Origin of the sequence: Nocardia sp. NPDC052566, from assembly GCF_044547285.1 — a bacterium.
Taxonomy (GTDB): domain Bacteria; phylum Actinomycetota; class Actinomycetes; order Mycobacteriales; family Mycobacteriaceae; genus Nocardia.
In genome coordinates, this window is record NZ_JBIUAF010000007.1 from 754812 (window position 1) to 779369 (window position 24558).

The window sequence follows — 24558 nt, forward strand, 5'->3', positions numbered from 1 at the left end:
CGGCTTTCGTCACCACCGTCTGAGAAGTTCCTGAGAACAGCGCCTCGCCGGAACAACACTCACCAATGCGTTCGCCCGCCTGCGTGTCGTTGCCATGTGGTTACACGGGGCGTACCAAACCGTGGCGAACGAGCCCGGCCACCACGGAGAGCGCATCGGCCGCGAACTCCTGGGTCACCTCGCCGGATCCGTGGGCGAGTGCCAGCAGTTCGATCAGCTCGTACAACGGCAGGCCGTCCGGCCGCATTCCCGCCACCAGCGCGATGGTGGATTCGTCGACCTCGTGCTGCCAGCGCGGTCCGTCGCCCCGGTGCAGCCTGGCGATCTCCGGCGCCCAGCCCTCGTCGCCGGGCAAATAGATGCGCTCCAGCGCGGTCGCCGGGTCGACAACGAAACGTGAACGCCAGGCCAGGTTTTCCGCCGCCGCGACCGCGCGCAGCCAGGCCGAACGCTCGAAATATCCGGTGGCCTCGGCGCCGAGCGGGTCGTCGAATCCGTGGGTGAGGTCCTCGGCGAGCAGTTCGGTGGGGCCGTCGATGGCGCGCAGATAGACGAAACCGAAGCCGATGCCCTCGACCTCGGCGGCGGTGAACGCGTCGAGCCAGCGTTCGGCGCGCGCCTGCGCGGCCGGATCGCGCGGATCCAGTCCCGCGTCGCGCAGCCAGGTTCCGACGTAGAGGGCGGGATCGGCGACATCGCGCTGCACCACCCAGGCGTCGACGCCGTGCGAAGGCAGCCAGGACGAGACGCGCTGGCGCCAGTCCTCGCCGTCCACGTGCACCCAGGCGGACAGCATCGCCGCGGTGCCGCCCGGCGCGAGCAGATCCGCGGCCTGGGAGATCACCAATTCGCTCGCGCCGTCCAGCGCGAGGCCGGAGTCGCGGTAGGTGTGTTCGATCCTGGCGGGGCCGACCACGAACGGCGGGTTGGCCACCACCTGATCGAAGCGGCGGCCCGCGACCGGTTCGAACCAGGAACCCTCGAGCAGTTCGATATCGAGGCCGTTGAGTACGGCGGTGGCCTCGGCGAGCCAGAGCGCGCGCGGATTGACGTCGGTCGCGGTGACCGAGGACGCGTAGGAGGCCGCGTGCACCGCCTGCACGCCGCAGCCGGTGCCGAGATCGAGGACGGACCCGACCGGCGCGGTCGGGGTGGCGCGCAGCAGCGACAGTGAGGCGTGCCCGACGCCGAGCACGTGATCCTCGGTGAGCGTGCGCCTGCGCATCGAATCGTCCAGATCGGACAGGATCCACCGGGTGCCCGCGCCCGCGTCGAGCGGGCGCAGATCCAGAGCCGCGCGCATCAGATCCGCGTCGCGCTCGAGCAGCCCCGCTGCGACCGCGCGGTCCATATCCACCGGGGCCAGCGCGGCGGCCACCTCACGTTCCGGCAGCGCGTCGCCGAGCAGCAGCAGCCGGATCAGCGTGCCGAGCTGGCCGGCGCCCCTGGCCGCCCGGCGCACCGGCACCGGCTCCGAACGCCCGAGTGCCGCATGCACATCCGCGCCGAGCGCCTCGATGAGCGAGTCGGCGTCGTATCCGACCCGCCGCAATGCGGTCCGTAGATCCGGGCACAGTGCCGTGAGCAGGGAGCCAGTCGTCGTCCGGTTGGTAGCCACACGAGTACTCTGCCACCGCAACCACCCAGCATCCGCAGGCAGCTCCGGACTTCGCGCGGCCGACGTCAGCCCGCCGCGCCCGCTAGAGCAGCGGCGTTACCGAGCGGCGCGGCGTTCATGGGGGCGGGTGCGCGAAAGGTTTTGCGGTAGGCCAGCGGAGCGAGCCCCACCGCGGCGCGCATGTGGTGGCGCAGGGATGCGGCGGTGCCGATGCCCGCCGAGTGCGCGACGGCGTCGACCGGGAGATCGGTGGTCTCCAGCAGATGGCGTGCGTGGCGCAGGCGCTGCTGGAGCAGCCAGGTGCCCGGCGCCAGCCCGGTTTCGGCCTTGAAACGGCGGGTGAAGGTGCGCACGCTCATCCGGGCGTGCGCGGCCAAGGTGGTGAGGTCGAGGTCCTGCTCGAGATGACGCAGCGCCCAGCCGCGGGTCGGCGCGGTGCCCTCGTCGCCGGGATCGGGGACATTGCGCTCGATGAACTGGGACTGTCCGCCGTCGCGCCACGGCTGCACCACGCAGTAGCGTGCCGCGCGATTGGCGACCTCGCTGCCGTGATCGGAGCGGATGATGTGCAGGCAGACGTCGATGCCCGCGGCCAGACCCGCTGCGGTCCAGACGTTTCCGTCCTCGACGAACAGCAGGTTCTCGTCCAGCCGCACCAGGGGATAGAGCTCGCGGAACCGGTCGGCGAAGGCCCAGTGCGTGGTGGCGCGGCGGCCGTCGAGTATGCCCGCCGCGGCCAGGACGAACGCGCCGGTGCAGATGGAGATGATCCTGGCGTCCCGGCGGATGGTCGCCAGCGCCGCGGCGATCTCCGCGGGCAGGCTGCCGTCGGTGCGCGGTCCGATGATCTTGGTGCCGGTGACGATCACCGTATCCGCCTCGGCGAGCCACTCGGGGCCGTATTCGGGGACGATGGTGTATCCGGTGGTCGCGGGCACGCCCTCGGTGGTCACGCCGCAGACGTGCACGTCGTACAGCGGTGTGCCGTCGGCGGATTCGGCGCAGCCGAGCACGGTCGGCGGGATGGTCAGATCGAAGCCGACCACCGGGGCGATCGCGAGCACCGCGACTTTGTGCGGCTCGCTCACGCGGAAGCCTTGCCGTGCACGGCCTTCGGGTCGCGGCCGGTGAGGCAGTAGGTGTATCCGGTCGGGTCGGTCATCACGATCCAGTGCCCGCCGCGCCGTACCTTGCGCGCGCCGAGTGTCTCGTGCCAGTCGGCCAGCGCGCTGATATCGGAGCAGGCCAGATCGAGGTGTGCGCTCGTCGGCCGTTCTTCGCCCACGCGCTGCAACAGGATTCGCACCGGCATCATCCGGTCCGGGATCAGGTGGATGAACTCGGTGAGGGTGGGGTGCGGGCGCGGCTGCCAGCCGGTCAGTTCGGCCCAGAAGCGTGCCTCGTCCTGGAAACCGCTGGGGCCGACGTCGATACAGATCTGATCGAGTTTGCTGAGGGTGCCGTCGGGTGCGACGGCGGGTGCGGGGAGCTCACCGCCGTCCTCGCCGGTCAGGCAGAACACCTGGCCCTGTGGGGAACTCATGATGACGTAGGTGTCGTGGTCGGCGATCACGGTGGCGCCGAGCTTTTCGGCGCGGGTCAGCGCCTCGCGCACGTCCTCGACGTCGAGATCGATGTGCACGCCGCCGCCCGTGCCGACGGCCTGGGCTTTGATGCACGGATCGCCGTGTGCGGGGAGCAGCGTGACGAATTCGTCGTTGTCGCCGCGGCGCGGGGACAGGTGGGTGGCAGTCGCCGCCGTCCAGAAGGCGAGTGCGTCCTCGAATTGCGCTGTGGGGCGGTCGATGAACGCCCAGATCCACCTGATCATGCTGTCCTCCCGCATCAATGGCCCGATCAGTACTATGGCCAGATATTGACGCATTGTGGCATATGGGCCACTCGTTCCGTGCGGGAATTTCTTGCACGCTGCTCTGGTGACCGAACTGCGAACCTCTACGCCACCGCCAGGCAACAGTTTTCGTGCGCAACGCCTGCACCCGGCGTGGATCGTCGCCGGCGTCGGCTTCGTCACGCTGGTCGGTGCGGCCGCGTTCCGTTCGGTGCCGAGCGTGCTGCTCGACCCGCTGCACGAGGAGTTCGGGTGGTCGCGCGGCACCATCGGCTCCGCCGTTTCGCTGAATATGCTGCTGTACGGCCTGATCTCGCCGTTCGCCGCGGCGCTGATGGACCGGTTCGGCATCCGCAGGGTGGTCGCGAGCGCGCTGGTGCTCGTCGCGGCGGGCGCGGGGCTGACGGTGTTCATGACCCAGGCGTGGCAGCTGATCCTGACCTGGGGGCTGCTGGTCGGCGTCGGCGTCGGGTCCATGTCGATGCCATTCGTGGCCACCATCACCGGGCGCTGGTTCGTGCGCCAGCGTGGCCTGGTCACCGGCGTGCTCACGGCCGCGGGCGCGACCGGGCAGCTGGTGTTCCTGCCGCTGGTCTCCTCGCTGGCGAGCGCGCACGGGTGGCGGGTGCCCTCGCTGGTCGTCGCGGCCGCGGCGCTGGCGGTGGTGCCGCTGGTGCTGCTGTTCATCCGCGACTTCCCCAGCGACGTAGGCGCTTCCGCGTACGGCGCGGAGCCCGGCAGCACCGCCGGGCTGCGCAAACAGGCCACCGGCGGCGCCATCCGGGCGCTGACCGTGCTCGCGACGGTCGCGCGCAGGCCCGGATTCTGGCTGCTGGCAGGTGGTTTCGCGGTCTGCGGCGCGTCGACCAACGGACTGGTCGCCACCCACTTCGTCAGCGCCGCGCACGATCACGGCATGCCGCCGACCACCGCCGCCGGATTGCTCGCGCTCGTCGGCATTTTCGATGTCGCGGGCACCATCTTCTCCGGCTGGCTCTCCGATCGGGTCGACCCGCGCTATCTGCTGCTCGCGTACTACACGCTGCGCGGTCTGTCGCTGCTGATCCTGCCGTCGCTGTTCGCGCCGCACACCCAGCCGAGCATGTGGGTGTTCATCATCTTCTACGGTCTGGACTGGATCGCCACGGTGCCGCCGACGGTGATGCTGTGCCGCGAACTGTTCGGCGACGACGGGCCGGTCGCCTTCGGCTGGGTGTTCGCCTCGCATCAGATCGGCGCGGCCATCGCCGCGACGGGCGCGGGCGTGATCCGGGATATCCAGGGCAGCTACACCATGGCGTGGTACATCGCCGGTGGGTTGTGCGGGCTCGCCGCGTTGATGTCGATCCTCATCAAACGCGCGGTCGTCCCCGCCGCGGTATAGCTAGCCGTCGATCGCCTTGTGTGGCCGCGACTCGATCGCGGTGCGCGGCCGGTCCCAGCGCGAGGGTTCGTCCTTGCGGCGCGGGGGCCGGTCGTTGGCGATGAGCACCGCGATCCACGGCAGCGGAATGGACACGCCGATGATCAGCAGGGAGATCAGCGCGCTGCCCCACAGGCCGTAGGCGATCGCGGCGCCGATCAGGCAGGGGATACGGAACGCCATGATGATGGTGTAGCGGCGGACGCGGGCACGGTGCTGGTCTTCCAGCGACGGCGCCGCCTCGGTGATCAGAACCGGATGGTCGTCGTCGCTGCCGGGAAAGTATCCGGAGGACGGGCGAGGTGGCGCCGGCATCGTCACATCAGGGCGATCACCGCTGCCGAAATCGTCGGCGTCCGGGGCATCGCCGTGCTGCTGCATACCCCTGAGTCTTCCACTGTCGCTCGCCCGGCGCACACACCGTGGTCAGCCCGGGGCTGTATCTGTTGGCGCCCGGCGCGGAGCCCCTGCGTGGTGACGCTGCGCTACCGCCTCCGGGGCTTGACCGCGCCGGGCCGTGCCAGTCTGGGCCCGGCGCGGAGCCCCTGCGTGGTGACGCTGCGCTACCGCCTCCGGGGCTTGACCGCGCCGGGCAACCGCGTCCTCGCGCCCGCGATGGGGCATCATGGATCCGTGAGCACAGAGACCCTGGTTCGCCCTGACTCGACCACCGACGAGTCGACCAGCGACGACACCCCGAAGTTCTTCCACTACGTCAAGAAGGAAAAGATCGCCGAGAGCGCCGTCATGGGCACCTACGTGGTCGCCCTCTGCGGTGAGGTCTTCCCGGTGACGCGTTCCGCGAAGCCCGGCTCGCCGGTCTGCCCGGAGTGCAAGAAGGTCTACGAGATGATGAAGAAAGACTGATCTGTTTCCGCAGATCGGTCTGTTGCTGTCGGTGGCCTACATGAGCAAGGGCGACTGATCCCTCATACCGTCGGCAGTTTCGGCGCGGCCGGAACGGTGGCCCGCGGGGGAGCGAGGCGCGGATCCGTCGTCGCCGTCGGATCCGGCGCCGGGGCGTCCTCCCCGTCCGAGTCCGAGTCCGAATCGCCGCGAACCTGATTGGCCAGCCACTGCTTCACCTGTGTGATCCGGGTGGCGCGCGCGGGCCAGAACTCCTGGACGGCGGCATTGAACTCGGCGCCGAGGATGATCGCGAATCCCAAGAAGAATGTGAAGAGCAGGAACGCGATCGGTGTCGCCAGCGCGCCGTAGCTGACGCCGGTGTCGGTGACCCACGCCAGATAGCGGCGCAACCCCTCGCTGGCCGCCATGAAGAACACACCGGCCACCAGCGCGCCGTAGAACAGCCGGTGCCAGGGCAGTGTCGTATGCAGCGCCAGCTTGTACAGCGTGGCGAGCGCGACGATCAGCAGCAGGCCGACGCCGGGATAGTAGAACGCGTCGAGCACATCCAATCCCGTTGCGCGCCAGGCGCTCGGCAGCACACGGCCGATCAGCTGCGGGCCGAGCGCGACCAGCGGCAGGATGAACACCGCGGCCACCAGGAAGCCCAGATACAGCAGCAGCGCGAAGATACGCTGCCAGACCGGGTGCCTGGCGTCCTGCTGGTCGTGCGCCTCCACGATCGCGTCGACGAAGGTCGCCATCGCCGAGGAGCCTGCCCACAGCGACAGCACGAAACCCACCGAGACCACGGCGCCGCGCCCCCGGCCGAGCACGTCGGAGACGGTCGGCTCGATCAGATCCGAGACCACCGTCGAGCTGAACAGGTCGCGGCTGAACGCGATGATCTTGGACTGGACGATGTCGACGGTGTCCGGCCCGAACCAGCCGCCGACATAGCCGAGGCTGCCGAGCAGCCCGAGCAGCAGCGGCGCGAGCGAGAGCGTCTGCCAGAACGCCGCGGCGGCGGATTTGGCGAAAATCGAGTCGTCCCATGCCTTCACCGCGACCCGCACGATCAGCCGCCATGCCCGCGTCGCCACCTCGCGCAGCCACGCCGCCGCCCTGGCGGTCCAGGTCGCGGGTACCGCGCCACCACTGTGGATCGGCGATTCGCCGTCCGATGGTCTGTTCGGCAACGCGGTGTTCTCGGTCATGATGAGTACAGCATCGCGCACCGCGGCGCCGCACACGTCACTGTGGTGGCATCGTGTCGGCGGGCGGCTCGTGAACAGGGGGTGACCTGAGCCGATATGTGACGAGTGTCGCGACGACCGCGTCGGTTTGGCGACACGCCGGTTCAGGCGGCTAGGGTCGTCTCCGTGAACGGGTCGGGTGGCGCCGCTGCGGCGGGAGATGTGGCAACGCCGGGCACAACCAAATCCAGCGGTGGTTCGCTGCGCGCCTGGCAGCGCCGGGCGCTCACCAAGTACCTGGCGACCAAACCGCGCGACTTCCTCGCGGTGGCCACGCCGGGCGCGGGCAAGACCACCTTCGCGCTGCGGGTGGCCGCCGAACTGCTGGCCGACCGCACCGTCGACCAGATCACCGTGGTGGCACCCACCGAGCACCTCAAGCACCAGTGGGCCGAATCCGCGGCGCGCAACGGCATCGCGCTGGATTCGCGGTTCTCCAACGCCACCGGCGGTACCTCCGGCGACTATCACGGCGTCGTCGTTACTTACGCGCAGGTCGCCTCGCATCCGGCCAGACACCGGGTGCGCACCGAAAACCGCAGAACCCTGGTCATTCTCGACGAGATCCACCACGCGGGCGACGCGAAGAGCTGGGGTGAGGCGACCGCCGACGCGTTCGGTGACGCCACCCGCCGCCTCGCGCTGACCGGCACCCCGTTCCGCAGCGACGACTCGATGATCCCGTTCATCACCTACGAGCCGGGTGAGCACGGGCTGCCGCAGTCGCGCGCCGACCACACCTACGGCTATGCCGAGGCGCTCGCCGACGGCGTCGTCCGGCCCGTGGTATTCCTCGCCTACTCCGGTGAGGCGCACTGGCGCGACAGCGCGGGCGAGGAGTACACCGCCCGCCTCGGCGAGCCGCTCAACGCCGAGCAGACCGCGCGTGCCTGGCGCACCGCCCTCGACCCGGCGGGCGACTGGATGTCCTCGGTGCTGCGCGCGGCCGACACCCGGCTACGCCAGCTACGCGCGACCGGCATGCCGGACGCGGGCGGCCTGGTGATCGCCACCGATCAGGAGCGGGCCAGGGATTACGCCGAACTGCTCGAACACATTTCGGGCACCAAGCCCGCGGTGGTGCTCTCCGACGATCCGTCGTCCTCGGACCGGATCGGTGAATTCAGCTCCAGCACCCAGCCGTGGATGGTCGCGGTGCGCATGGTGTCCGAAGGCGTCGACGTGCCGCGCCTCGCGGTCGGCGTGTACGCGACGAGCGCCTCGACGCCGCTGTACTTCGCCCAGGCCATCGGCCGGTTCGTGCGCGCGCGCAAACCCGGTGAGACGGCGAGCGTTTTCCTGCCCTCGGTGCCGGTGCTGCTCGATCTCGCCGCGCAGCTGGAGGTGCAGCGCGATCACATCATCGGCAAGCCGCACCGGGAGAAGAACGAGCTCGACGACGAGCTGCTGATCGATGCGAACAAGCAGAAGGACGAGCCGGGCGAGGAGGAGAAGTCCTTCGTCGCGCTGGCCGCGGACGCCGAACTCGACCAGGTGATCTACGACGGCTCGTCTTTCGGCACCGCGACCATCGCGGGCAGCGCGGAAGAGGCCGACTACCTCGGCATTCCCGGGCTGCTCGACGCCGACCAGATGCGCGCGCTGCTGCGCGACCGGCAGACCAAGCAGCTCGCCGAACGCGGCGAGCCCGCGCCCGATCCCGGCCCGCAGGTCGCCTCCGCCGCCGAGCGGGTCGCCACCGCGGACCGCCTCGGTGAGCTGCGCAAGGAGCTCAACAGCCTGGTCGCCATGCATCATCACCGCACCGGTAAGCCGCACGGCGTGATCCACGGTGAGCTGCGGCGCGAATGCGGCGGTCCGCCAACGGCGCTGGCCACCGCCGATCAGCTCGGCGAGCGCATCGCCGCCCTGCGGCGCAGGTAGTCAGCTCGCGGGCCAGGCCGTCATGGCGCAGTCGATCGACTGGTTGAGCTCGGTGAGCTCGGCGCCGTCGCGGGCCTGGATCGAAAGTCCGTAGAGGACAGTGGCGTAGAAGTTCGCCAGGGCCGCGGTGTCGGCCCCCGGCGCCAGATCCCCTTCGGCGACACCACGATCGAGCCGCTGCCTGATGTGATCGGCTGTCTCCCTGCGCATTTCGGCCAGGAAGTCGCGAATTCCGGTGCTGCGGTCGGTGTAGGTGGATCCGGCGAGCACCACCATGCAGCCGCGTGGTGTGTCCGCCGTGGTGTAGGCGGCGGCGTTGTCGCGCAGCATGGCTTCGATACTGGCGCGCGCCGTGGACTTCTCGCGCAGCGCGCGGGAAGTGTAGCCGCCGTCGGTCTGCCCGTAGAGCGACACCGATTCGCGGAACAGCGCCTCCTTGCCGCCGAACGCGGCGTACAGGCTGGGGGAGTTGATGCCCATCGCGGAGGTCAGGTCGCTCATCGAGGAACCCTCGAAACCGTGCTCCCAGAACACTTCCATGGCGCGCCGCAAAGCGTGCTCGCGATCGAAGGCGCGGGGGCGTCCGCGTTCGGCCATGCCCGGCCCCTTTCTGTGTCGATCGTTAAATATACCCCTTGACGCCGGTGCGGGCCGTGCGCTTAGCTATTTATGTACTGATCGACACAAAAATGAAGGAGTACCTGATGTCGGATCTCGCGGGCAAGGTGGCACTGGTGACCGGCGGTAGCCGGGGCATCGGCGCGGCGATCGCCCGGCAGCTGGCCGCGGCGGGCGCCGATGTCGCGCTGACCTATCAGCACGGTGAGCTACCGGCGAAAACCGTTGTCGCCGAGATCGAATCGCTGGGGCGGCGGGCGATCGCCCTCCAGGCCGACAGCGCCGACGCGGGGGAGGTCAAGGGCGCGGTCGATCGGGCGGCGGCCGAACTGGGCGGCCTCGACATCCTCGTCAACAACGCGGGCATCTTCCCGGCCAAGCCGTTCGAGGACTTCACCGTCGAGGAGATCGATCACGCGCTGCACGTGCATGCCCGCGCCGCCTTCGTCGGCGCCCAGGCCGCGGTCGCGTACATGAGCGAGGGCGGCCGGATCATCAGCGTCGGCACCAACCTGTCCGAGCACGCGACCTTCGCCGGCCTGTCGCTCTACAACCTCAGCAAGTCCGCGTTGAACGGCTTCACCAAGGCGCTCGCCCGCGAACTGGGCCCGCGCGGCATCACGGTGAACCTGCTGCAGCCGGGATCGACTGTGACGGATATGAATCCGGCCGACGGTGGCGCCTACGACCTCCAGGTCGGCTTCACCTCCGTCGGCCATTTCGCGCGTCCCGAAGACATGGGCGCGATGGTCGCCTTCCTCGCCGCCGACACCGGCCGCAGCATCACCGGCGCCGTCTTCACCGTCGACGGCGGCACCAACGCCTGAGCTCAGCGGTTCAGGGCGCGGCGCATGTGGGCCAGTTTGTGTGGGTTGCGCACGGCGTAGAGGCCGGTGATGCGGCCGTCGGCGAGATGGACGGCCACGACGGTGTCGATCTCGCCGTCGACGCGCAGGACCAGGGCGGGGGAGCCGTTGACGTGCGCGGTGTGCAGCGAGGTCGCGGCGGCGATCCGGCCGAGCACCTCGGCGACCGTGTCCGCGCCGACGACGGGCGCGATCGCGGCGCGCACGACGCCGCCGCCGTCGGTGAGGAGTACGACGTCAGGGGCGAGGATGTCGAGCAGGCCGCGCAGATCACCGGTCTTGATCGCGTGCTGGAAGGCGGCGAGCGCGTCGCGGGTCTCGTCTGGCGAGACGACCTCGCGCGGGCGGCGCGCGGCGACGTGCGACCGTGCGCGGTGGGCGATTTGGCGGACCGCGGCCGGCGTCTTCTCGACGGCCTCGGCGATATCGTCGTACGCCACGTCGAAGACCTCGCGCAGCACGAACACCGCGCGCTCGGTCGGGGTGAGCGTTTCGAGCACGAGCAGCATCGCCATCGAGACGCTGTCGGCCAATTCGATGTCCTCGAGCACGTCGGGTGCGGTCAACAGTGGCTCGGGTAGCCACGGGCCGACATAGGACTCCTTGCGGCGCGAGAGGGCGCGCAGCCGGGTGAGCGCCTGCCGTGCGGTGATCCTGACCAGGTAGGCGCGCTGATCCAGCACCATGCGCCGGTCGGCGCGCATCCAGCGCAGCCACGTCTCCTGTAGGACGTCCTCCGCGTCGGCGGCCGAGCCGAGCATCTCGTAGGCGACGGTGAACAGCAGCCGGCGATGGGCGAGGAACGCCTCGGTGGCGGGGTCTCGGTGGGCGGGCGGGGGCTGCGACGGTGCGGCCATGCGTGGCTCCTGTTCGGTTTCGGCGGTGTCCCCCACCAGATGTCGCTCGGTGCCGTTTTGTGACACCGAGACCCTATGGCGTAGGTCACGCCCCCGGTGCTGTCACAGGGGCCGTGTCGCCGGCATCTCTTGTTCGTTGAGTTACCCCGAAACAGGAGATCCTGACATGGAAACCCGTATCGACCTGGTCACTAATGAGCTGGGCGCCAAGTTCGCCAAGCGATTCGGCAACGCGAGCCTGGTGATCAACCAGTCGACGCTGCCGCGGGCCGTCCGCGAGATGGCGTCGCTGCGCGCCAGCCAGATCAACGGCTGCGGCTGGTGCACCGATGCCCACACCAAGGAACTGGCGGCCGCAGGTGAGCCCGCGGTGCGGATCAACCTGGTCGCCGCCTGGCGTGAATCCACCGTGTTCACCGAGGCGGAGCGCGCCGCGCTGGCGCTCGCCGAGGAGGGCACCCGCCTCGCCGACGCCCATCACGGTGTGTCCGAAGAGACCTGGGCGCAGGTGCGCAAGCACTACGACGACGACCAGACCGTCGCCCTGGTCGCGCTCGTCGCCCAGATCAACGCCGCCAACCGCCTCGGCGTGATCCTGCACCAGCAGGGCGGCTCGTACGAGCCGGGCATGTTCGGCTGATCCGCTGACGAATCCCGGCCCGGCCCGGAATCTTTCGGGCCGGCCGGACATCACCGCGGTGAGTGCGGGAACCTCAGGACGTGCGGCGTACGAGGCGTGTCTGTTCCAGGGTTCGGAGTAGTTCTCGTGCGGACGCTTCGGTCGAGCCGGGGGCTCGCCGGAGCAGCTCGGAGATGTCGATCGTGGTACCAGTGGGCAAGCCGTTTATCCAGGTCAGCGCTGGCACCAAGGATTGGTGAACATCGGTGCTCGCGGTCGTCGTCTCACGGAATCCGTATGCGGTCACCGATATTCGAGCTCGCTGGCCCTCGAGGGCATCGACGCCGAACGCGGCTTGCCCGGCGCGTGTGAAGGTTGCCTCCGAGGCCGCCCCGTGATCGGCAACGGCTGGCCGCAGCAGGTCGTCCGTGGTCAGCCGCGATACCGCAGCGGCCAGTGCGAGCCGGTCGGCATCGAGCTGATGCCGCGTATCGGCGCTGTTGCCGAAGTCGTAAATCGCTTCGCGCCAATAGGTGTCGCGCAGCAGTTCGCTCTTGAGCGCGGCGAGGGCCCGATCGATGCGCAGGGGCGTGTTCAGAACCAGATGCAGTGAGATCGAGTCCCGGTCGGAAGTCGTCTCGTGCCAATATCCGCGGGGGACATGGAGCACGGAACCCGGTTCGAGCACATGCTCGGTCGACTCGGCGGGCATCCGCTGCGGCGGTGCCGTTTCGGTGTAGTTCCGCAGACTCGGCGATACCGGCTCACCCATCGCCCAGGGATCAAGTGGTTGTGGTGCAAAGGTGTTGGGACCGATTCGCCAGGTCTTGCGTCCGGTGAGCTGCATTGTGATTACATCGACCGGGTCGTAATGCGGTTTGGTGATCGCGCCGGGGCGGTTGCAGAACAGTTGGAGTTGCGTCGCGGTGCTCGCCACCCGGAATGCGGCGGCGGCCTCGCGCTCCAACGGCGCGAAGGTGGGAATCACCTTGTAGAACAACGTTGTTCCGGCCCCGTAGAAGCGACTCGCGACTTCGGCGGCGATCGGCGCGGAACTCAGTCGACCGCTCAGGTCGTGAAACCAGGTGTACACGGTCGCGCCGGGCAGGGCGAAGGCATCCTCGATCGCATGAATTCCCACCGCGTCGCGCACCCGCTCGGCCAGATCACGACGGGGTGGCGCTGCGAACGGCTCTTTGCTGAGCACTGATCGGCCGAACTGTTCGAGGGTGTGTGGTGCGAACCAGTCGGCGAAGTCCAGGGCCGTGCTCACCGTGCCGGCTCGCTCGACGAGCTTTCCCCCTCCGAGTCGTGGGCATTCGGGCCGGGAGGATCGATCGGGCTGCGTTCGATCAGGCCCCTCGCCTCCGTGAATGGGAAGGCTTGGTTGTGGACGAAGTCGCTGACGATGCCATCGGTCACCGTGAAGGTCAGCGGTCCGGTCAGGCCCGATCCCGGCTCTTCGATCGGCGGCTGGCTGCTGCCTGTTCGTTGCTCGGCGACGTACGGTGCGGCGGGCGGCATATCTGGATGGTCGATCACGCGTAACTCCTTGCGCTGCTTGGTAACTCCATGCTTGCACCGGTGGTTTGCGCGGTGCATCCGATGGTCCGGCCAGCGGACCGGCGGCGTAGCGATTCGGCCGAGCGGGTGCGGTGGCGAGCGAGAACCTCAGGGTCGCAGCCAACTCGTCAGTGGAAGGCTGTGCCAGTGACGGTAGCGAGGGTTTCGGCGAGTGTGGTGTCGCTGGGCGGGTAGTCGCGCCAGCGGGCGGCTATGTGGCCGTCGGGGCGGACAAGTAGTGCGCCGTGGGAGCCGATATCGAAAATGGCGTTGTGGTCGTGGGGGAGTGGCTCGATGTGCAGTGGCCAAGGCGCGCTGGTCTGCGGTGCCCAGCGGGCTGGGTCGGGGGTGAGGAGGGTGAACCATTCGCCGAGAGTGTCCAGGGTGGAACGGGTTTCGGTGAGCCAGCGGTGGGGCATGCGGTGGCCGGGTTTGCCGGTGGGGAGGTAGTCGGTGCCTTCTTCGGGTGGGGTGCTGTCGTCGGCGACGATGGCGCCGGAGTGGTAGGCGACGCCGAGTACGAGGCCGAGTTGGGCGAAATACTGTTCCGACCAAGGCAATTCGATCTCGGCCTCCTCGCCGTCGCGTCGCTGGTCGCGGCGCTTGGTCAGTACCTGGAGCATGAGCTGGGCGTTCTCCACCGTTTGCCGCAGGGTGCGTTCGGCGACCGGTTGTCGTTCCGGCTCATAGGTTTCCAGCAGGGCGGGCGCGGCCCAGCCGTGCAGCACACCCGCGAGCTTCCAGCACAGGTTGTGCACGTCGGCGATACCGACATTCATGCCGAGGCCGCCGATGATCGGCACCGTATGCGCCGCGTCGCCGGCCAGCAGGATCCGGCCGTGCCGGAAGCGTTCGGCGAGGAACGCGGTCATCACCCAGTGCTGCACCCGCAGCACGTCGGGCTTCACCTCGGTCCGGGTGCCGATGGCACGGGAGACGAGGGCGGGCCAGTCGGCGTGCTCGGCGTCCTCCGGTGACAGCGCGAACCAGGCCCAGCCGCCTTCGGGATACAGCGGCGCGAAGGAGCCGTTGGGGGTGAAGTAGACACCGGCGGGCCGATCGGCGCACCAGGGGGCGAGGTCGGCGTCGAAGACGACCGTGGTGAAGCCCGCCATCGCGCCGGGACCGGTGGTGCCGATGCCGAGCCGTTGCCGCACAGTCGAATTCGCGCCGTCGGTGGCGAGCACATAGCGGGCACGGACCCGGATCTCGGCCGCACGGTCGTGATCGGCGAGCACGGCGACGACACTGTCGGCTTCCTCGATCAGATCGACGAGCTCGATGCCGTAGCGCGCCGGTGTCTCCGCCGCGCCGAGCAGGGTGGGTTCCAGCCGATCCTGCGAGGTGACCACGCCCAGCACCGGGCTCTCGGCGATCGGCGCATCGACCCCGACCATCGCCGCCGTCGCGAAATCGCGGTCCTGCAATGTGTCACGGAACCGGATACGCCCGAACCTCGGCGCCAGCGCGCGTGCCGCGATCGTGGTATCGAGCCCGAGCTGGCGAAAGATCTCCATCGAGCGCACATTGACCAGCCGGGACCGCGGAAACGGCGACAGCTCCGGATACTTCTCGACCAGCATCGCCCGCACACCCCATCGCGCGAGCAACGCCCTGGCCATGAGCCCGACCGGCCCACCGCCGACGATCAACACCGCTACTTCGCTCTCCACGTCGGACACGTCGAGCTCCCTCCCACTCAGCTGCACGTCCTCCGTAATTGTGCGGCACGGCGTTTCTGTTAACCGCTGATCCGCTGCCACGGGTCGGGGACGAAACGCCGTGGTGGAAGCCGGTGCCGGGCCGGTGTCGGCGGCTAGTCTCTGCGCATGCGCTGGAGCCGCGGGGTCGCGTGTCTGGTCGGGGTCGCATTGTCGGCCGTGGCGTGTGGCGACGATGCGCCGGGCGGTGGTGCGGCGTCGACGGTCGCGATCTCGGCGTCCGCGACGACCACGATGTCCAGCGTCGCGCTGCCGCGGTGTGGCGAGGTGCCTTCGAAGAGCGCCGAGGTGCCCGCGGACTGCCGGTTGGTGTCCGGGGACCGCGCGGGCCAGTCGTTCGCGGTGCGCCACGACGGTGCGCCCGGCCGGACCGTGGTGACGATCGAGGTGTTCGACCGCGACGGCGCCCGCCGCCAGACCGTGGTCGAACGCGACACTCGCACCCCCAACCTCCCCACCCTGCGGGACCTCGACGACGACGGCAGAGACGAACTCGTCGTGCCACTGAACACCGGCGTCGTCAACACCACCTACGCCATCTACCGTGCCACCGACGCCACCCCCGAATTCCGCAGGACCGGTGAACTTTCCGGCCTCGGCCCGGAACATACGTCGAGCGGCTACATCGCGATCGCGGCCAGAGACGGTGCGGCCCACTGGGATGTCGGCTTCTGGCACTTCGACGACGCCCAACTGCTCCGCGTGGCCACCGCCCACATCGACCTGACCAAGGACAGCAACGGCAAGGTATCCGGAACATGCGCCGTCGATCCTGAACAAGCCGCCGCCCAATTCTGCGCCGAACCCCTTGTGCGTCAACTCCTTCCGTCCTAGCCCTTCGGCACCTTTCAGGTGCGGAAGGACTTTTCGAGCAGGGCACGGGCGACGCGGGCGGCCATGAGGGTGGAGATGCCCGCGGGGTCTTGGGGGTCGTAGCCGGTGAGGTCGGTGATGCGGGTCAGGCGGTAGGTCACGGTGTTTCGGTGGATGTAGAGGGTGCGGGCGGTGGCGTTGTGGTTGAACTGGTTGGCGACGTAGGCGTCGAGGGTGTGGCCGAGCAGGGGATGCTCGTCCAGCGGGTCGAGAAGGGCGGCCAGGCTGGGGAGTGCGGTGCCGGTCGTGGCTATCGCGTATTCGAACATCATGTCCTGGCGGCGGCAGATGACGTCGGGGCGGTCCAGGCAGCGTGCGGTTTCGGCGACGATCGTCGCCTCGGCATAGGCGTCCGGGATGGCGGCGTGCGTCGCGGCGGCGGCGACGCCGAGCCACAGCCGTGGGTGCGGTAGGCCCTCGCGGAGCGCGAGCCGGGCGGCGAGCGCGCGGGCCGGATCGGTGTGGTCACCGGAACGCTGCGGGATGAGCGCGGTCCAGCCGCCTCGGTCGCGATGCAGGAAGGCGCCGGGCAGGTTGCCGATGCGGTAGCGCAGGCCGGTCAGCGTGCCCGGCGGCGACTCGCCCTGGCGGACGACGGCCACGAGATAGGCCTGCGCGAGTGTCGCGCCCGGGTCGCGCACCCACTCGCTCGGGTCCCGCCCGGCCAGCAGCGCCGCGGCTATCTCGTTCTGCTCCAGCAGATCCCAGCGCGGCTGGCGGGCATCCTCGACCAGTGCGATGGCGATGCGCGCGATCACCAGGCCCGAGTAGGTGGTCAGCCGCGCCCCCAATTCCGGCAGCATCGGGTAGTCGCCGGGCGCCAGCGACGGCACCACCTGCGACCAGAAGAAGTCGATGCCGATGCGGTAGTTGGCGAGCACCTCCTCGAGCGGCATACCGTCGCGCACCAGCTTCACCGCGCGTTCGACCAGCGGGCGGGTGTCGTCCTCGGTGGGCTCGACGCCGTCGGTGGCGTAGCGGAAGAACAGTTCCACGTTCAGTCGCGCGCTCGGCACGAAGTCGGCGTCGAACAGTGAGGAGGGGAGCACGTCGTAGGGCGGTACCGCGATAGCGAACTCGTCGGCCAGCGCGGCCGCCCGCGACCGGAAGCCCGCGATCACCGCGGACCACCGAGCCGGTCCGTCACCGACCGCGTCGGCAAGGGAGATGTGCGTCATCGAACTCCACCTTCGGCGCGAACTCCTGCGGACGATACGCGCTGTGGCGAAGATTCAGCTACCCGGGAATCCGGGCGGCAGTGGCTGGAAGTCCGCTTTGAACCGCGGGCCGGGCGGCAGGCCGCGCAGCAGCGCACTGGTCCACGCGACGGCGGGCGGCCAGCCGGTGACCGCGTTCACCACGTGTTCGGGCACGGGGACGGTGTAGAAGCGAAGGTCCGCGCCGCGCTCCCAGTACGAGTTCACCGTCGGCAGCACCACCGACGCCGGCGGGATCAACTCGTCCCACAGCCCGTGCCACCACAGGATCGGAGTGTCGGGGATGTAGTGGCCGAGGCTGTTGTCCCGCAAGACTTTCAGGATTTCCGGCGAGGATTCCAGCGACTTTCCCGGCAGGTAGTAGTCGCTGATCGGCCGGTAGGCGCCCGACAGTGCGATGGTCGCATAGCAGCGATTCTGGAAGTCACGCAGCAACTGCTGCCCCTCGGCGTTCAGCAATTCCTCGGGCCGGAACACGTCCGGGTATTCGCGGCCGAGGCTGACGAGCCCGAGCCACATCGTGAAATTGCTGATGCCGGTGAGCCCCGGCCGCTCCCGCGTCGCGTACGCCGCGATCGCCTCCAGGTTGCCGGGGGTGCCACCGATGCTGGTGCCGAGGATCCGCACGTCGGGCGCGTAGGTGGCGCGGAGTTCGGCCGCGCGCAGCGAGCCGGAGCCACCGCCGGAGTACCCGTAGAGCGCGATGCCCGAATCGGCGAGCCCGAGGCCCGCGTCGTTCTTCATGGCGCGCAGGCTGTCCAGCACCATCTTGCCTTCGGCGTAGGTGTTGAACGTGTTGAATTTGCCGTCGAAGTCGGGCACGTTGATCGCGAAACCCTGTGCCAGCCAATACTGCGCGAGCAGCGCCTCTTTCATGGTCCCGGTCTGCAGCGTGTACGAAGGGTTGCAGGTCGAGCTGGTCGAGTCGATGGCCTCCTGGAACGACACCACCGGCCGCGGGCTGCCGATCCACGGGATGCCGGGCACGATGACCGTCGTCGCGGTCACGATCGGGTTGTCGTGCACATCGTTGGACCGGTACAGCAACTGCTTGGTGTAGACGGGGAACGGAATGCCGAGAATGCGGGTCTGGACCTCGCGGGCGCGCACGATCTGCCCGGGTTGGTAGCTGTCCAGATTCGGCGGATCGCTGTACCAGGGATCCTCGGCGGGCGTCGGGATCGGCAGCATGTCGTACAGCGACGGCTCGGAAGGCAGCTGCGGCAACTGATTCCGATCCGGTGGAAAGGTGGGATATCCGGGTTCGGCCGCGGCCACTCCCGCTCCGCCCACCGCCACCAGCGCCGACATCGTCAATACGGCGAGCGGCCGCAGTCGAGACTTGCCCACTTGGTCCTCCAGCGTCATTGCTTCGGTTGCGCCGGCCGCGCAGTGCTCGGCCGGTGAGGATCATGCTCACAGCTGGAGGCAGTGATGCGCTATCGACATAATGCCGAGGGTGGCGCGGGCTCATTGGGCATATGCACTGTTCCGGAGCGGCTCACTGGGAGAAGTACTTTCCGGGCGAGACGCCGACGGCGCGGCGGAAGGCGGCCACGTAGGCGCTGGGGGTGTGGTAGCCGACGCGGGGAGCGATGCGGGCGACCGGTGTGCCCGCGGCCAGCGGCGGGAGGGAGGCGGCCAGGCGGATCTGGGTGCGCCAGTGGCCGAAGCTGACCCCGGTTTCGTCGAGGAACAGCCGGGCCAGGGTGCGCGAACTGGTGGGGACGGTGGCGGCGAATTCCTCGAGTGTGCGCGGATCCGCCGGGTCGGCGATCAGGAGGTCGGCGATCCGGCGGGCGCGCGGATCGGTGGGCAGGTGGGCGCCGATCGGGATGACGTCGACCGGATCGAGCAGGTCGAAGATCACCGCCTCGGCGCGCTCGCGGTGCGCCGCACTGGCCTCGGGGGCGGTGAGATGGTCGAACAGTTCGTGCAGCAGGCGGGTGACGCGCAGCATGGTCGGCTCGGCGAAGGTCACCGGGGAGCGATCCGGTTCGAGGTAGATGCCGCGCATCGCGGCGCCGCCGGAGGTGCCGGTGCGATGGCGGACGCCGCCGGGAATCCACAGCGCGCGGGTCGGCGGCAGCACCCAGTGGTTGTCGCCGACCTCGACGACGAGTACACCCTGTGCGGCCCAGGCGATTTGATGCTGCGGATGTTCGTGGGTGTCGAACCAGTGGCCCGCGGGCAGCAGCCCGGCGCCGAACACCATCGCCGTCGGGCCGGTAGGTGCTGGCTGGACGGTCGGATGTCCGTTCTGCGACACAACCTGTCACGTTAGCCGGTCGCCGGCACCGGTGTCCGCTCCCTACCGTGAGCTGATGGCGATGAACTACCTGCATCAGATGCTGTGCCGGTCCGCGTTCTGGGAGCGGGCCAGTGCGACGAAGATCGTGCCGTGGGCGCTGTCCGGGGTCGACCTCGGCCCGAGCGCACTGGAGATCGGTCCCGGCTACGGCGCCAATGTCGGTGCGCTGCTGCAGCGGACGAGCGCGCTCACCGGCGTCGAGATCGATCCCGTGCTCGCCGGGCGCTTGCGCGGCAGGCAGGGGGCGAAGATGACCGTCGTCGACGGCGACGGAGCCGAAATGCCGCTGGAGGCGCGGCAATTCGACTCCGTCGTGTGCTTCACCATGCTGCACCACGTGCCGTCCGCCGCCAGGCAGGACTCGCTGTTCGGCGAGGCGTTGCGCGTGCTGCGGCCCGGCGGTGTCTTCGCGGGCTGCGACGGCCTGGACAGCAGGATGTTCCGGCTGCTGCACCTCGGCGACACCTGCGTGCCCGTGCCGCCGGACACCATCGCCGACCGCCTGGCCCGTGTCGGCTTCACCGATATCGAAACCGACACCGCGACAACCTACTTCCGCTTCCGTGCCCGCCGTCCGGACTGAGCGATCGCTGGCCTGGCAGGTGTCGCCCTGCCCCATGGCGGCTCGCGCGCACCGGCCCGGGTGATCGCCGGGGCCGAAACCCTGACCGGCATCAGGGTTCCGGTGCCGATGCCTGCCCGCGTAGATCAGGCCGTAGCGAAGTAGGCGGCCGGATCGAGGGTGTAGATCGGGGTCCACCGCGATTCGGCCGGTGCCGGCGAATCGTCCTGTGCGGCTTGGAAAAAGCCCTGGAGTTCCAGGGCGACCCGTGGATCCTCGTCGACCCGGCGCGCGATGTCGTAGAACACCGAGAGCACATGCAGGCAGCGGGGTGTCCTGGCCGAGCAGGAGCAGTCGGTGCTCGCGAGGACCGGGGCGAGGCTGATGCCCGCGGCGACGACGGCGCGGTGCATCTCGTCGGTGAGCACCGTGGTGTCCGGAATCGCCTGTGCGATGGCCGCTGCCGAGGCTCTCGGCAGCGGCGACACCTCGAGGTAGGTCACCGACGCCTGGTTACCACGGTGGATGGTGGCCCGCACGATACGTCCCTCGATGGTCGCCTGGACGCCGAAGTTGCGGACGATGCTGCGCGCCCTCGGCAGCAGCGGCTCCGGGCGGGTCTGGCGCAGCGGCTCGGCCAGGCGTGCCCAGTCCCTGCCCCACGCGGTGTAGCCGAAATCGTTGTCTGGCATCAGTTCTCCCTCTTGCGGCGCAGGATCTCGACCAGCTGCTCGTCGTCGAGCCTGGCCAGTGCGGCGATGCCGGTGGCGTCGTCGAGGTCGGCCAGCGCGGATTTGCGGTCGTGCATCCCCGCGATGTGCTCCTCGACGGTGGTGGCCGAGGTCAGCGTGGTGACGGTGACCGGGCGAGTCTGGCCGATGCGGTGGGCGCGGTCGGAGGCCTGCGCCTCCACCGCCGGATTCCACCAGCGGTCGAAATGGATGACGTCGGCGGCACGGGTCAGGGTGAGCCCGGTGCCCGCGGCGCGCAGGCTCAGCACCAGAACCGGTGGCCCGTCGGGGGATTGGAATCCGGTGACGAGCGCGGCGCGTTCGGCCTGGTTCAGCCCGCCGTGGAAGAACGGCGCGGTGATGCCGAACTGCTCGGCGAGGTGGCGGACGAGCAGCTCACCGGATTGCCGGTACTGGGTGAAGATCAGCGTGGGCGCGTCGTTGTCCAGGTTGGCCGCCACGATATCGGTGCACAGGTCGAGTTTGCCCGAGCGCCCGCCCAGTTCGGCGAGCTCGCCGGTGATCAGCCCCGGATGATTGCAGACCTGTTTGAGGGCGGTGAGCGCCGCGAGCACCCGGCCCTGTCGCTGCAGGCCGTGCCCGAATCCGTCGTCGACGGCGCGGTCGAGCAGTTGGTCGTAGAGCTGCTCCTGCTCCGTGGTCAGATCGCAGAGCAGATCGCTGTGGATCTTCGGCGGCAGCGACGCGGCGACCTGAATCTTCTTGCGCACCAGCACCACCGGCTCGATGGTGTCGCGCAGCCTGGCCGCCGCGGTCGCCGAACCCTCGTGGATGGGCCGCACGAACCGCCGCCGGAACTGCGTGCGATGCCCGAACAGGCGCGGTGCGATCAGGTTGAGCAGCGCCCACAGCTCCTCGAGGTGGTTCTCCACCGGTGTGCCGGTGAGCGCCACCTTGGCCTCGGCGGTGAGCGCGCGCGCCGCCTTCGACACCTGGGTGCGCGGGTTCTTCAACGCCTGCGCCTCGTCGAAAACCGCCGTCACCCACGGTTGTTCGGTCAGCGCGGCACCGTGCAGCCGCAGCGTCGGGTATCCGGTCACCACCACGGTCCCCGCCTCGGCCGCGAAATCCCCACCGCGCCAGGCGATTGTCCGCAGGCCGGGGGCGAAGCGGGCGATCTCGTGCACCCAGTTGCCGACCAGCGAGGTCGGGCACACCACCAGCTGCGGCCCCGCCTCGGCGCGCCCGACCAGGAAACCGATGGTCTGGACGGTCTTTCCGAGCCCCATCTCGTCCGCGAGCACGGCGCCGCCGTACGCCGCCACCGTCTCGTGCAGCCAGCCGATGCCGCGTGCCTGATACGGCCGCAGCTCCGCCTTCACCGTCGACGCCGATTCCACTGCCACCGCCAGGGTTTCCCGCAGCACCCGGACAGCGCGCTCGGCGGACACGACCGAGGTGCCCGCCGCGTCGGGCACCGCGTGCGCCGCGATCGGCATGCGCACGCTCCCATCCGGCGTACCGAACACCTCCCGCCAGGCATGAACCGACGATCCCGCGTCGATGACTTCCGGTGCGGCGCCCGCATTCGCCGCGCCGGTGTCCTCCGCCCGCCGCGCGGGCTCCGGGGTCGATGTGGGGCGGTGCGACGGACGGGAGTCCGCCATCGCGGAATCCGATTGCCGGACAACCAGACCGGCGAACTCCTCCGGGTCGACCACTGCGCAGTCGACGTCGGCCGTCTGGATGGCGCCGTGCTCGCCGGTGGGCACGGCGAGGGTGAGTGTCTCTCGGTCACCGAGTCCGGCCGGCGCGGGCCCGGTGCTGTGGCCGGTCCATGTCCACAGCGCGAACATGTGGCGGTCGGGTAGATACGTTGCCTGTGTGGTGGGCAGGGCTGTCCCCTTCATCGGCGTATGGTGTACGAAGTATTCTAACAACGTACGCCGTACTGGATTTGTTCCGAGGGAGCACCATGTCCGAGCCGACGGCCGCCGACCAGGCACAACGTCTGATCGAGCTGCTGTGGCGGCAGGCCATACCGCAGCGGGTGACGCGCGGGCCGAAGCAGGCGGTCAGCGTCGACGCGGTGGTCGCGGCCGCGGTCGCGCTCGCCGATCGCGACGGCTACGAGAAGGTGTCCATCCGCGCGGTCGCGGCGGAGCTGGGACTGCGGCCGATGAGCCTGTACACCTACGTGCCGAGCAAGGACGCGCTGACCGCGCTGATGGTCGACGCGGTCGCCGCCGAGGACGCGCCGATCGCGGCGGACCTGCCGGTTCGCGAACGGATGGGCCGTATCGCCCGCCAGGTGCGCGCTGAGCTGCTCGCGCACCCGTGGCTGTTGGATGTGTCGCCGTGGCGGCTGGTACTCGGCCCATGGCGGATGCGGCGGTACGAACACCAGCTCGCGGCCATCGATGGCATCGGCCTTGCGGATGTGGCGATGGATCGGGTGATCGCGGTGCTGTCGGAATTCGCCACCGGCAATGCCAAGACGGCCGTCGCCGCGGCACGCGATCGGGCACAGCTCAGCGACGCGCAGTGGTGGGATGCGCACGGCCCGTTGCTCGCTCAGGTCGTGCCGCCCGAACGGTTCCCGCTGGCGTCGCGGGTCGGCGCGGCCGCGGGTGAGCTGCACGAGGCGCCGGGCGATCCGGACGGCGCCTTCGAGTACGGGCTGGCCAGGCTGCTCGACGGGATACTCGCCGAGCTCGCGGCCTAGGGAGCCGGAGACACCGGAAGCGGGGGGGGGGGGGGGGGGGCCCGGGCGGGGGGGGGGGGGGGGGGGGGGGGGGGGGGGGGGGGGGGGCGGGGGGGGGGGGGGGGGGGGGGGGGGGGGGGGGCTGGGTTGGGGGGGGGGGGGGGGGGGGGGGGTTTTGGCCTCGCCTTCGGCTTCGGCCTCCTTTGTTTTCCCATCCGCACCGCCCGTGCTGCTTTCGTCTTCGGGTGCGGGTGGCCCCTGCGGGGGTTCTTCGACGTCGGCGGCTGCGGGTTCGGGGGTGGGGGCGGGAGTGGTGGGGGCGGTGGTGGGGGCGGTGGTGGTGGCGGGGGGTGCTTCGGGGGTCGGGGGGGCGGCCGGTTCGGGGGTGGGGTCGGCGGTCGGTTCCGGTTCCGGTTCCGGTTCGGGGGCCGGGGTGGGTTCGAGGACCGGTTCCGGTTCGGGGGTCGGGGTGGGGGCCGGTTCGGGTTCCGTCGTTGCCTTGGGCTCGGGGGCGGGCTCGGGCACCGGCTCGGGGGCGGGCTCGGGCGTGGGCTCGGGCTCAGGCGTGGGCTCGGGCTCGCGGGCAGGCTCGGGCTCAGGGGTGGGCCTGGGCTCCGGCTCGGGGGTGGGCTCCGGCTCGGGCGTGGGTTCTGGCTTGGGCTCGGGGACCGGTTCCGTTGCCGTGGGGGTGGGGGTGTCGTCGGGAGACGGGGACGGCTTGGGGACCGTGAGGTTGTCGAAGGCGGCGGTGACCAGCTCGTGTACGTCGTCGGGGGCGTCCTCGGTGGACGTGCGCGGCTCCGGGACCCCCGGTGCGGGCTCGGGCTGGGACGGGGAGGGGGACGGGGCCTTGGGCTCCTCCGTGGGAGGGGGTGTGGGAGCCGCGGCCTCCGTCGGTTCCGGCGTCGGGGCCGTCTCCTGTGTGGCCTCCTCCGGCTGGGCGGACCGCGCTTTGCGTGAGCGGCCGAACGCGTTCCGCAGGAGAGTGAGAATGCCCATGTGCGCAACCCTTCGCATGAGTTGAAGCCCGCCAATCCCTGGCCAGGACGGACACGTAAGGTTAGCGGCCTCCG

The 24558-nt window shown here is 69.8% G+C and carries 23 protein-coding genes; 8 read left to right on the plus strand and 15 right to left on the minus strand.

Features of this window, described 5'->3' with window-relative positions; genetic code table 11:
• Nucleotides 1-100: 100 nt before the first annotated feature.
• From ACIG5A_RS38260 to ACIG5A_RS38270, 3 genes are all read right to left on the minus strand, one after another.
• Nucleotides 101-1618 carry a methyltransferase gene (locus ACIG5A_RS38260; RefSeq protein WP_397249349.1) on the minus strand — a complete coding sequence of 506 codons (1518 nt, stop codon included), beginning with the start codon at nt 1616-1618 and terminating at the stop codon, nt 101-103.
• A gap of 65 nt (nt 1619-1683) precedes the next feature.
• On the minus strand, nt 1684-2706 hold the full coding sequence (locus tag ACIG5A_RS38265) for a GlxA family transcriptional regulator (RefSeq protein WP_397249351.1): 1023 nt from the start codon (nt 2704-2706) through the stop codon (nt 1684-1686).
• Nucleotides 2703-3449 carry a VOC family protein gene (locus ACIG5A_RS38270; protein ID WP_397249353.1) on the minus strand — a complete coding sequence of 249 codons (747 nt, stop codon included), beginning with the start codon at nt 3447-3449 and terminating at the stop codon, nt 2703-2705. Before ACIG5A_RS38270 ends, ACIG5A_RS38265 begins: the two co-directional genes overlap by 4 nt.
• A gap of 106 nt (nt 3450-3555) precedes the next feature.
• Here ACIG5A_RS38270 and ACIG5A_RS38275 point away from each other — a divergent pair, with 106 nt between their 5' ends.
• Nucleotides 3556-4854 carry an MFS transporter gene (locus ACIG5A_RS38275; RefSeq protein ID WP_397249355.1) on the plus strand — a complete coding sequence of 433 codons (1299 nt, stop codon included), beginning with the start codon at nt 3556-3558 and terminating at the stop codon, nt 4852-4854.
• Here the strand turns inward: ACIG5A_RS38275 and ACIG5A_RS38280 are convergent, their stop codons facing one another.
• Complete coding sequence (locus ACIG5A_RS38280) at nt 4855-5208, minus strand: DUF3099 domain-containing protein (protein ID WP_397249493.1); 354 nt, start codon at nt 5206-5208, stop codon at nt 4855-4857. It abuts the gene before it with no gap.
• Nucleotides 5209-5526: 318 nt separating this feature from the next.
• Between ACIG5A_RS38280 and ACIG5A_RS38285 the strand changes: the two genes are divergently transcribed.
• Nucleotides 5527-5760 carry a DUF3039 domain-containing protein gene (locus tag ACIG5A_RS38285; protein ID WP_397249357.1) on the plus strand — a complete coding sequence of 78 codons (234 nt, stop codon included), beginning with the start codon at nt 5527-5529 and terminating at the stop codon, nt 5758-5760.
• A gap of 62 nt (nt 5761-5822) precedes the next feature.
• On the opposite strand, the gene ACIG5A_RS38290 is transcribed toward ACIG5A_RS38285, so the two are convergent.
• Nucleotides 5823-6959: a YihY/virulence factor BrkB family protein gene (locus ACIG5A_RS38290; RefSeq protein ID WP_397249359.1), complete on the minus strand. Its 1137-nt coding sequence runs from the start codon at nt 6957-6959 to the stop codon at nt 5823-5825.
• 201 nt (nt 6960-7160) lie between these two features.
• On the opposite strand from ACIG5A_RS38290, the gene ACIG5A_RS38295 reads away from it, so the two are divergent.
• Nucleotides 7161-8882 carry a DEAD/DEAH box helicase gene (locus ACIG5A_RS38295; RefSeq protein WP_397249495.1) on the plus strand — a complete coding sequence of 574 codons (1722 nt, stop codon included), beginning with the start codon at nt 7161-7163 and terminating at the stop codon, nt 8880-8882.
• Here the strand turns inward: ACIG5A_RS38295 and ACIG5A_RS38300 are convergent, their stop codons facing one another.
• Nucleotides 8883-9479, minus strand: coding sequence for a TetR/AcrR family transcriptional regulator (locus ACIG5A_RS38300; RefSeq protein ID WP_397249361.1), 597 nt, complete (start codon nt 9477-9479; stop codon nt 8883-8885).
• A gap of 107 nt (nt 9480-9586) precedes the next feature.
• On the opposite strand from ACIG5A_RS38300, the gene ACIG5A_RS38305 reads away from it, so the two are divergent.
• Nucleotides 9587-10327 (plus strand): SDR family NAD(P)-dependent oxidoreductase, encoded by a 741-nt coding sequence (locus tag ACIG5A_RS38305; protein WP_397249363.1) that lies wholly within the window; start codon nt 9587-9589, stop codon nt 10325-10327.
• Between the two features lie 2 nt (nt 10328-10329).
• Here ACIG5A_RS38305 and ACIG5A_RS38310 read toward each other — a convergent pair whose 3' ends face one another.
• A complete protein-coding gene (locus ACIG5A_RS38310; RefSeq protein ID WP_397249365.1) occupies nt 10330-11223 on the minus strand; it encodes an RNA polymerase sigma-70 factor in 894 nt (297 codons plus the stop codon).
• Nucleotides 11224-11389: 166 nt separating this feature from the next.
• On the opposite strand from ACIG5A_RS38310, the gene ACIG5A_RS38315 reads away from it, so the two are divergent.
• Nucleotides 11390-11863 carry a carboxymuconolactone decarboxylase family protein gene (locus tag ACIG5A_RS38315; protein ID WP_397249367.1) on the plus strand — a complete coding sequence of 158 codons (474 nt, stop codon included), beginning with the start codon at nt 11390-11392 and terminating at the stop codon, nt 11861-11863.
• Nucleotides 11864-11936: 73 nt separating this feature from the next.
• On the opposite strand, the gene ACIG5A_RS38320 is transcribed toward ACIG5A_RS38315, so the two are convergent.
• From ACIG5A_RS38320 to ACIG5A_RS38330, 3 genes are all read right to left on the minus strand, one after another.
• A complete protein-coding gene (locus ACIG5A_RS38320; protein WP_397249369.1) occupies nt 11937-13115 on the minus strand; it encodes a JmjC domain-containing protein in 1179 nt (392 codons plus the stop codon).
• Nucleotides 13112-13384: a hypothetical protein gene (locus ACIG5A_RS38325; protein ID WP_397249371.1), complete on the minus strand. Its 273-nt coding sequence runs from the start codon at nt 13382-13384 to the stop codon at nt 13112-13114. Before ACIG5A_RS38325 ends, ACIG5A_RS38320 begins: the two co-directional genes overlap by 4 nt.
• Before the next feature lie 149 nt (nt 13385-13533).
• Nucleotides 13534-15087, minus strand: a complete 1554-nt coding sequence (locus ACIG5A_RS38330) for an FAD-dependent monooxygenase (RefSeq protein WP_397249373.1) — start codon at nt 15085-15087, stop codon at nt 13534-13536.
• 147 nt (nt 15088-15234) lie between these two features.
• On the opposite strand from ACIG5A_RS38330, the gene ACIG5A_RS38335 reads away from it, so the two are divergent.
• Nucleotides 15235-15960, plus strand: coding sequence for a hypothetical protein (locus tag ACIG5A_RS38335; protein WP_397249375.1), 726 nt, complete (start codon nt 15235-15237; stop codon nt 15958-15960).
• A gap of 14 nt (nt 15961-15974) precedes the next feature.
• Here the strand turns inward: ACIG5A_RS38335 and ACIG5A_RS38340 are convergent, their stop codons facing one another.
• The 3 genes from ACIG5A_RS38340 to ACIG5A_RS38350 all read right to left on the minus strand — a co-directional run bounded on the left by ACIG5A_RS38340 (nt 15975) and on the right by ACIG5A_RS38350 (nt 19485).
• Nucleotides 15975-17177, minus strand: coding sequence for a PucR family transcriptional regulator (locus ACIG5A_RS38340; protein ID WP_397249377.1), 1203 nt, complete (start codon nt 17175-17177; stop codon nt 15975-15977).
• Between the two features lie 54 nt (nt 17178-17231).
• A complete protein-coding gene (locus tag ACIG5A_RS38345; RefSeq protein WP_397249497.1) occupies nt 17232-18527 on the minus strand; it encodes a lipase family protein in 1296 nt (431 codons plus the stop codon).
• A 190-nt stretch (nt 18528-18717) separates the two neighbouring features.
• The gene (locus ACIG5A_RS38350) at nt 18718-19485 is read right to left on the minus strand and encodes an AraC family transcriptional regulator (protein WP_397249379.1); all 768 of its coding nucleotides are present in this window, start codon (nt 19483-19485) and stop codon (nt 18718-18720) included.
• Between the two features lie 55 nt (nt 19486-19540).
• On the opposite strand from ACIG5A_RS38350, the gene ACIG5A_RS38355 reads away from it, so the two are divergent.
• The gene (locus ACIG5A_RS38355) at nt 19541-20110 is read left to right on the plus strand and encodes a class I SAM-dependent methyltransferase (protein WP_397249381.1); all 570 of its coding nucleotides are present in this window, start codon (nt 19541-19543) and stop codon (nt 20108-20110) included.
• Nucleotides 20111-20235: 125 nt separating this feature from the next.
• On the opposite strand, the gene ACIG5A_RS38360 is transcribed toward ACIG5A_RS38355, so the two are convergent.
• Nucleotides 20236-20781, minus strand: a complete 546-nt coding sequence (locus ACIG5A_RS38360; RefSeq protein ID WP_397249383.1) for a hypothetical protein — start codon at nt 20779-20781, stop codon at nt 20236-20238.
• Nucleotides 20781-22691: a DEAD/DEAH box helicase gene (locus ACIG5A_RS38365; RefSeq protein ID WP_397249385.1), complete on the minus strand. Its 1911-nt coding sequence runs from the start codon at nt 22689-22691 to the stop codon at nt 20781-20783. The genes ACIG5A_RS38360 and ACIG5A_RS38365 overlap by 1 nt, the downstream gene beginning before the upstream one ends.
• A gap of 65 nt (nt 22692-22756) precedes the next feature.
• On the opposite strand from ACIG5A_RS38365, the gene ACIG5A_RS38370 reads away from it, so the two are divergent.
• Nucleotides 22757-23506, plus strand: a complete 750-nt coding sequence (locus ACIG5A_RS38370) for a TetR/AcrR family transcriptional regulator (protein ID WP_397249387.1) — start codon at nt 22757-22759, stop codon at nt 23504-23506.
• Nucleotides 23507-24558: the final 1052 nt, after the last annotated feature.

Excerpts from the sequence above, each read along its gene's own strand:
- ACIG5A_RS38280 (WP_397249493.1), bottom strand. The coding sequence starts at position 5,208 with ATGCCGGCGCCACCTCGCCCGTCCTCCGGATACTTTCCCGGCAGCGAC.
- ACIG5A_RS38270 (WP_397249353.1), bottom strand. The coding sequence starts at position 3,449 with ATGATCAGGTGGATCTGGGCGTTCATCGACCGCCCCACAGCGCAATTC.
- ACIG5A_RS38355 (WP_397249381.1), top strand. The coding sequence starts at position 19,541 with ATGGCGATGAACTACCTGCATCAGATGCTGTGCCGGTCCGCGTTCTGG.
- ACIG5A_RS38365 (WP_397249385.1), bottom strand. The coding sequence starts at position 22,691 with ATGAAGGGGACAGCCCTGCCCACCACACAGGCAACGTATCTACCCGAC.
- ACIG5A_RS38370 (WP_397249387.1), top strand. The coding sequence starts at position 22,757 with ATGTCCGAGCCGACGGCCGCCGACCAGGCACAACGTCTGATCGAGCTG.
- ACIG5A_RS38315 (WP_397249367.1), top strand. The coding sequence starts at position 11,390 with ATGGAAACCCGTATCGACCTGGTCACTAATGAGCTGGGCGCCAAGTTC.
- ACIG5A_RS38345 (WP_397249497.1), bottom strand. The coding sequence starts at position 18,527 with ATGTCGGCGCTGGTGGCGGTGGGCGGAGCGGGAGTGGCCGCGGCCGAA.
- ACIG5A_RS38310 (WP_397249365.1), bottom strand. The coding sequence starts at position 11,223 with ATGGCCGCACCGTCGCAGCCCCCGCCCGCCCACCGAGACCCCGCCACC.
- ACIG5A_RS38335 (WP_397249375.1), top strand. The coding sequence starts at position 15,235 with ATGCGCTGGAGCCGCGGGGTCGCGTGTCTGGTCGGGGTCGCATTGTCG.
- ACIG5A_RS38300 (WP_397249361.1), bottom strand. The coding sequence starts at position 9,479 with ATGGCCGAACGCGGACGCCCCCGCGCCTTCGATCGCGAGCACGCTTTG.
- ACIG5A_RS38290 (WP_397249359.1), bottom strand. The coding sequence starts at position 6,959 with ATGACCGAGAACACCGCGTTGCCGAACAGACCATCGGACGGCGAATCG.
- ACIG5A_RS38305 (WP_397249363.1), top strand. The coding sequence starts at position 9,587 with ATGTCGGATCTCGCGGGCAAGGTGGCACTGGTGACCGGCGGTAGCCGG.
- ACIG5A_RS38360 (WP_397249383.1), bottom strand. The coding sequence starts at position 20,781 with ATGCCAGACAACGATTTCGGCTACACCGCGTGGGGCAGGGACTGGGCA.
- ACIG5A_RS38340 (WP_397249377.1), bottom strand. The coding sequence starts at position 17,177 with ATGACGCACATCTCCCTTGCCGACGCGGTCGGTGACGGACCGGCTCGG.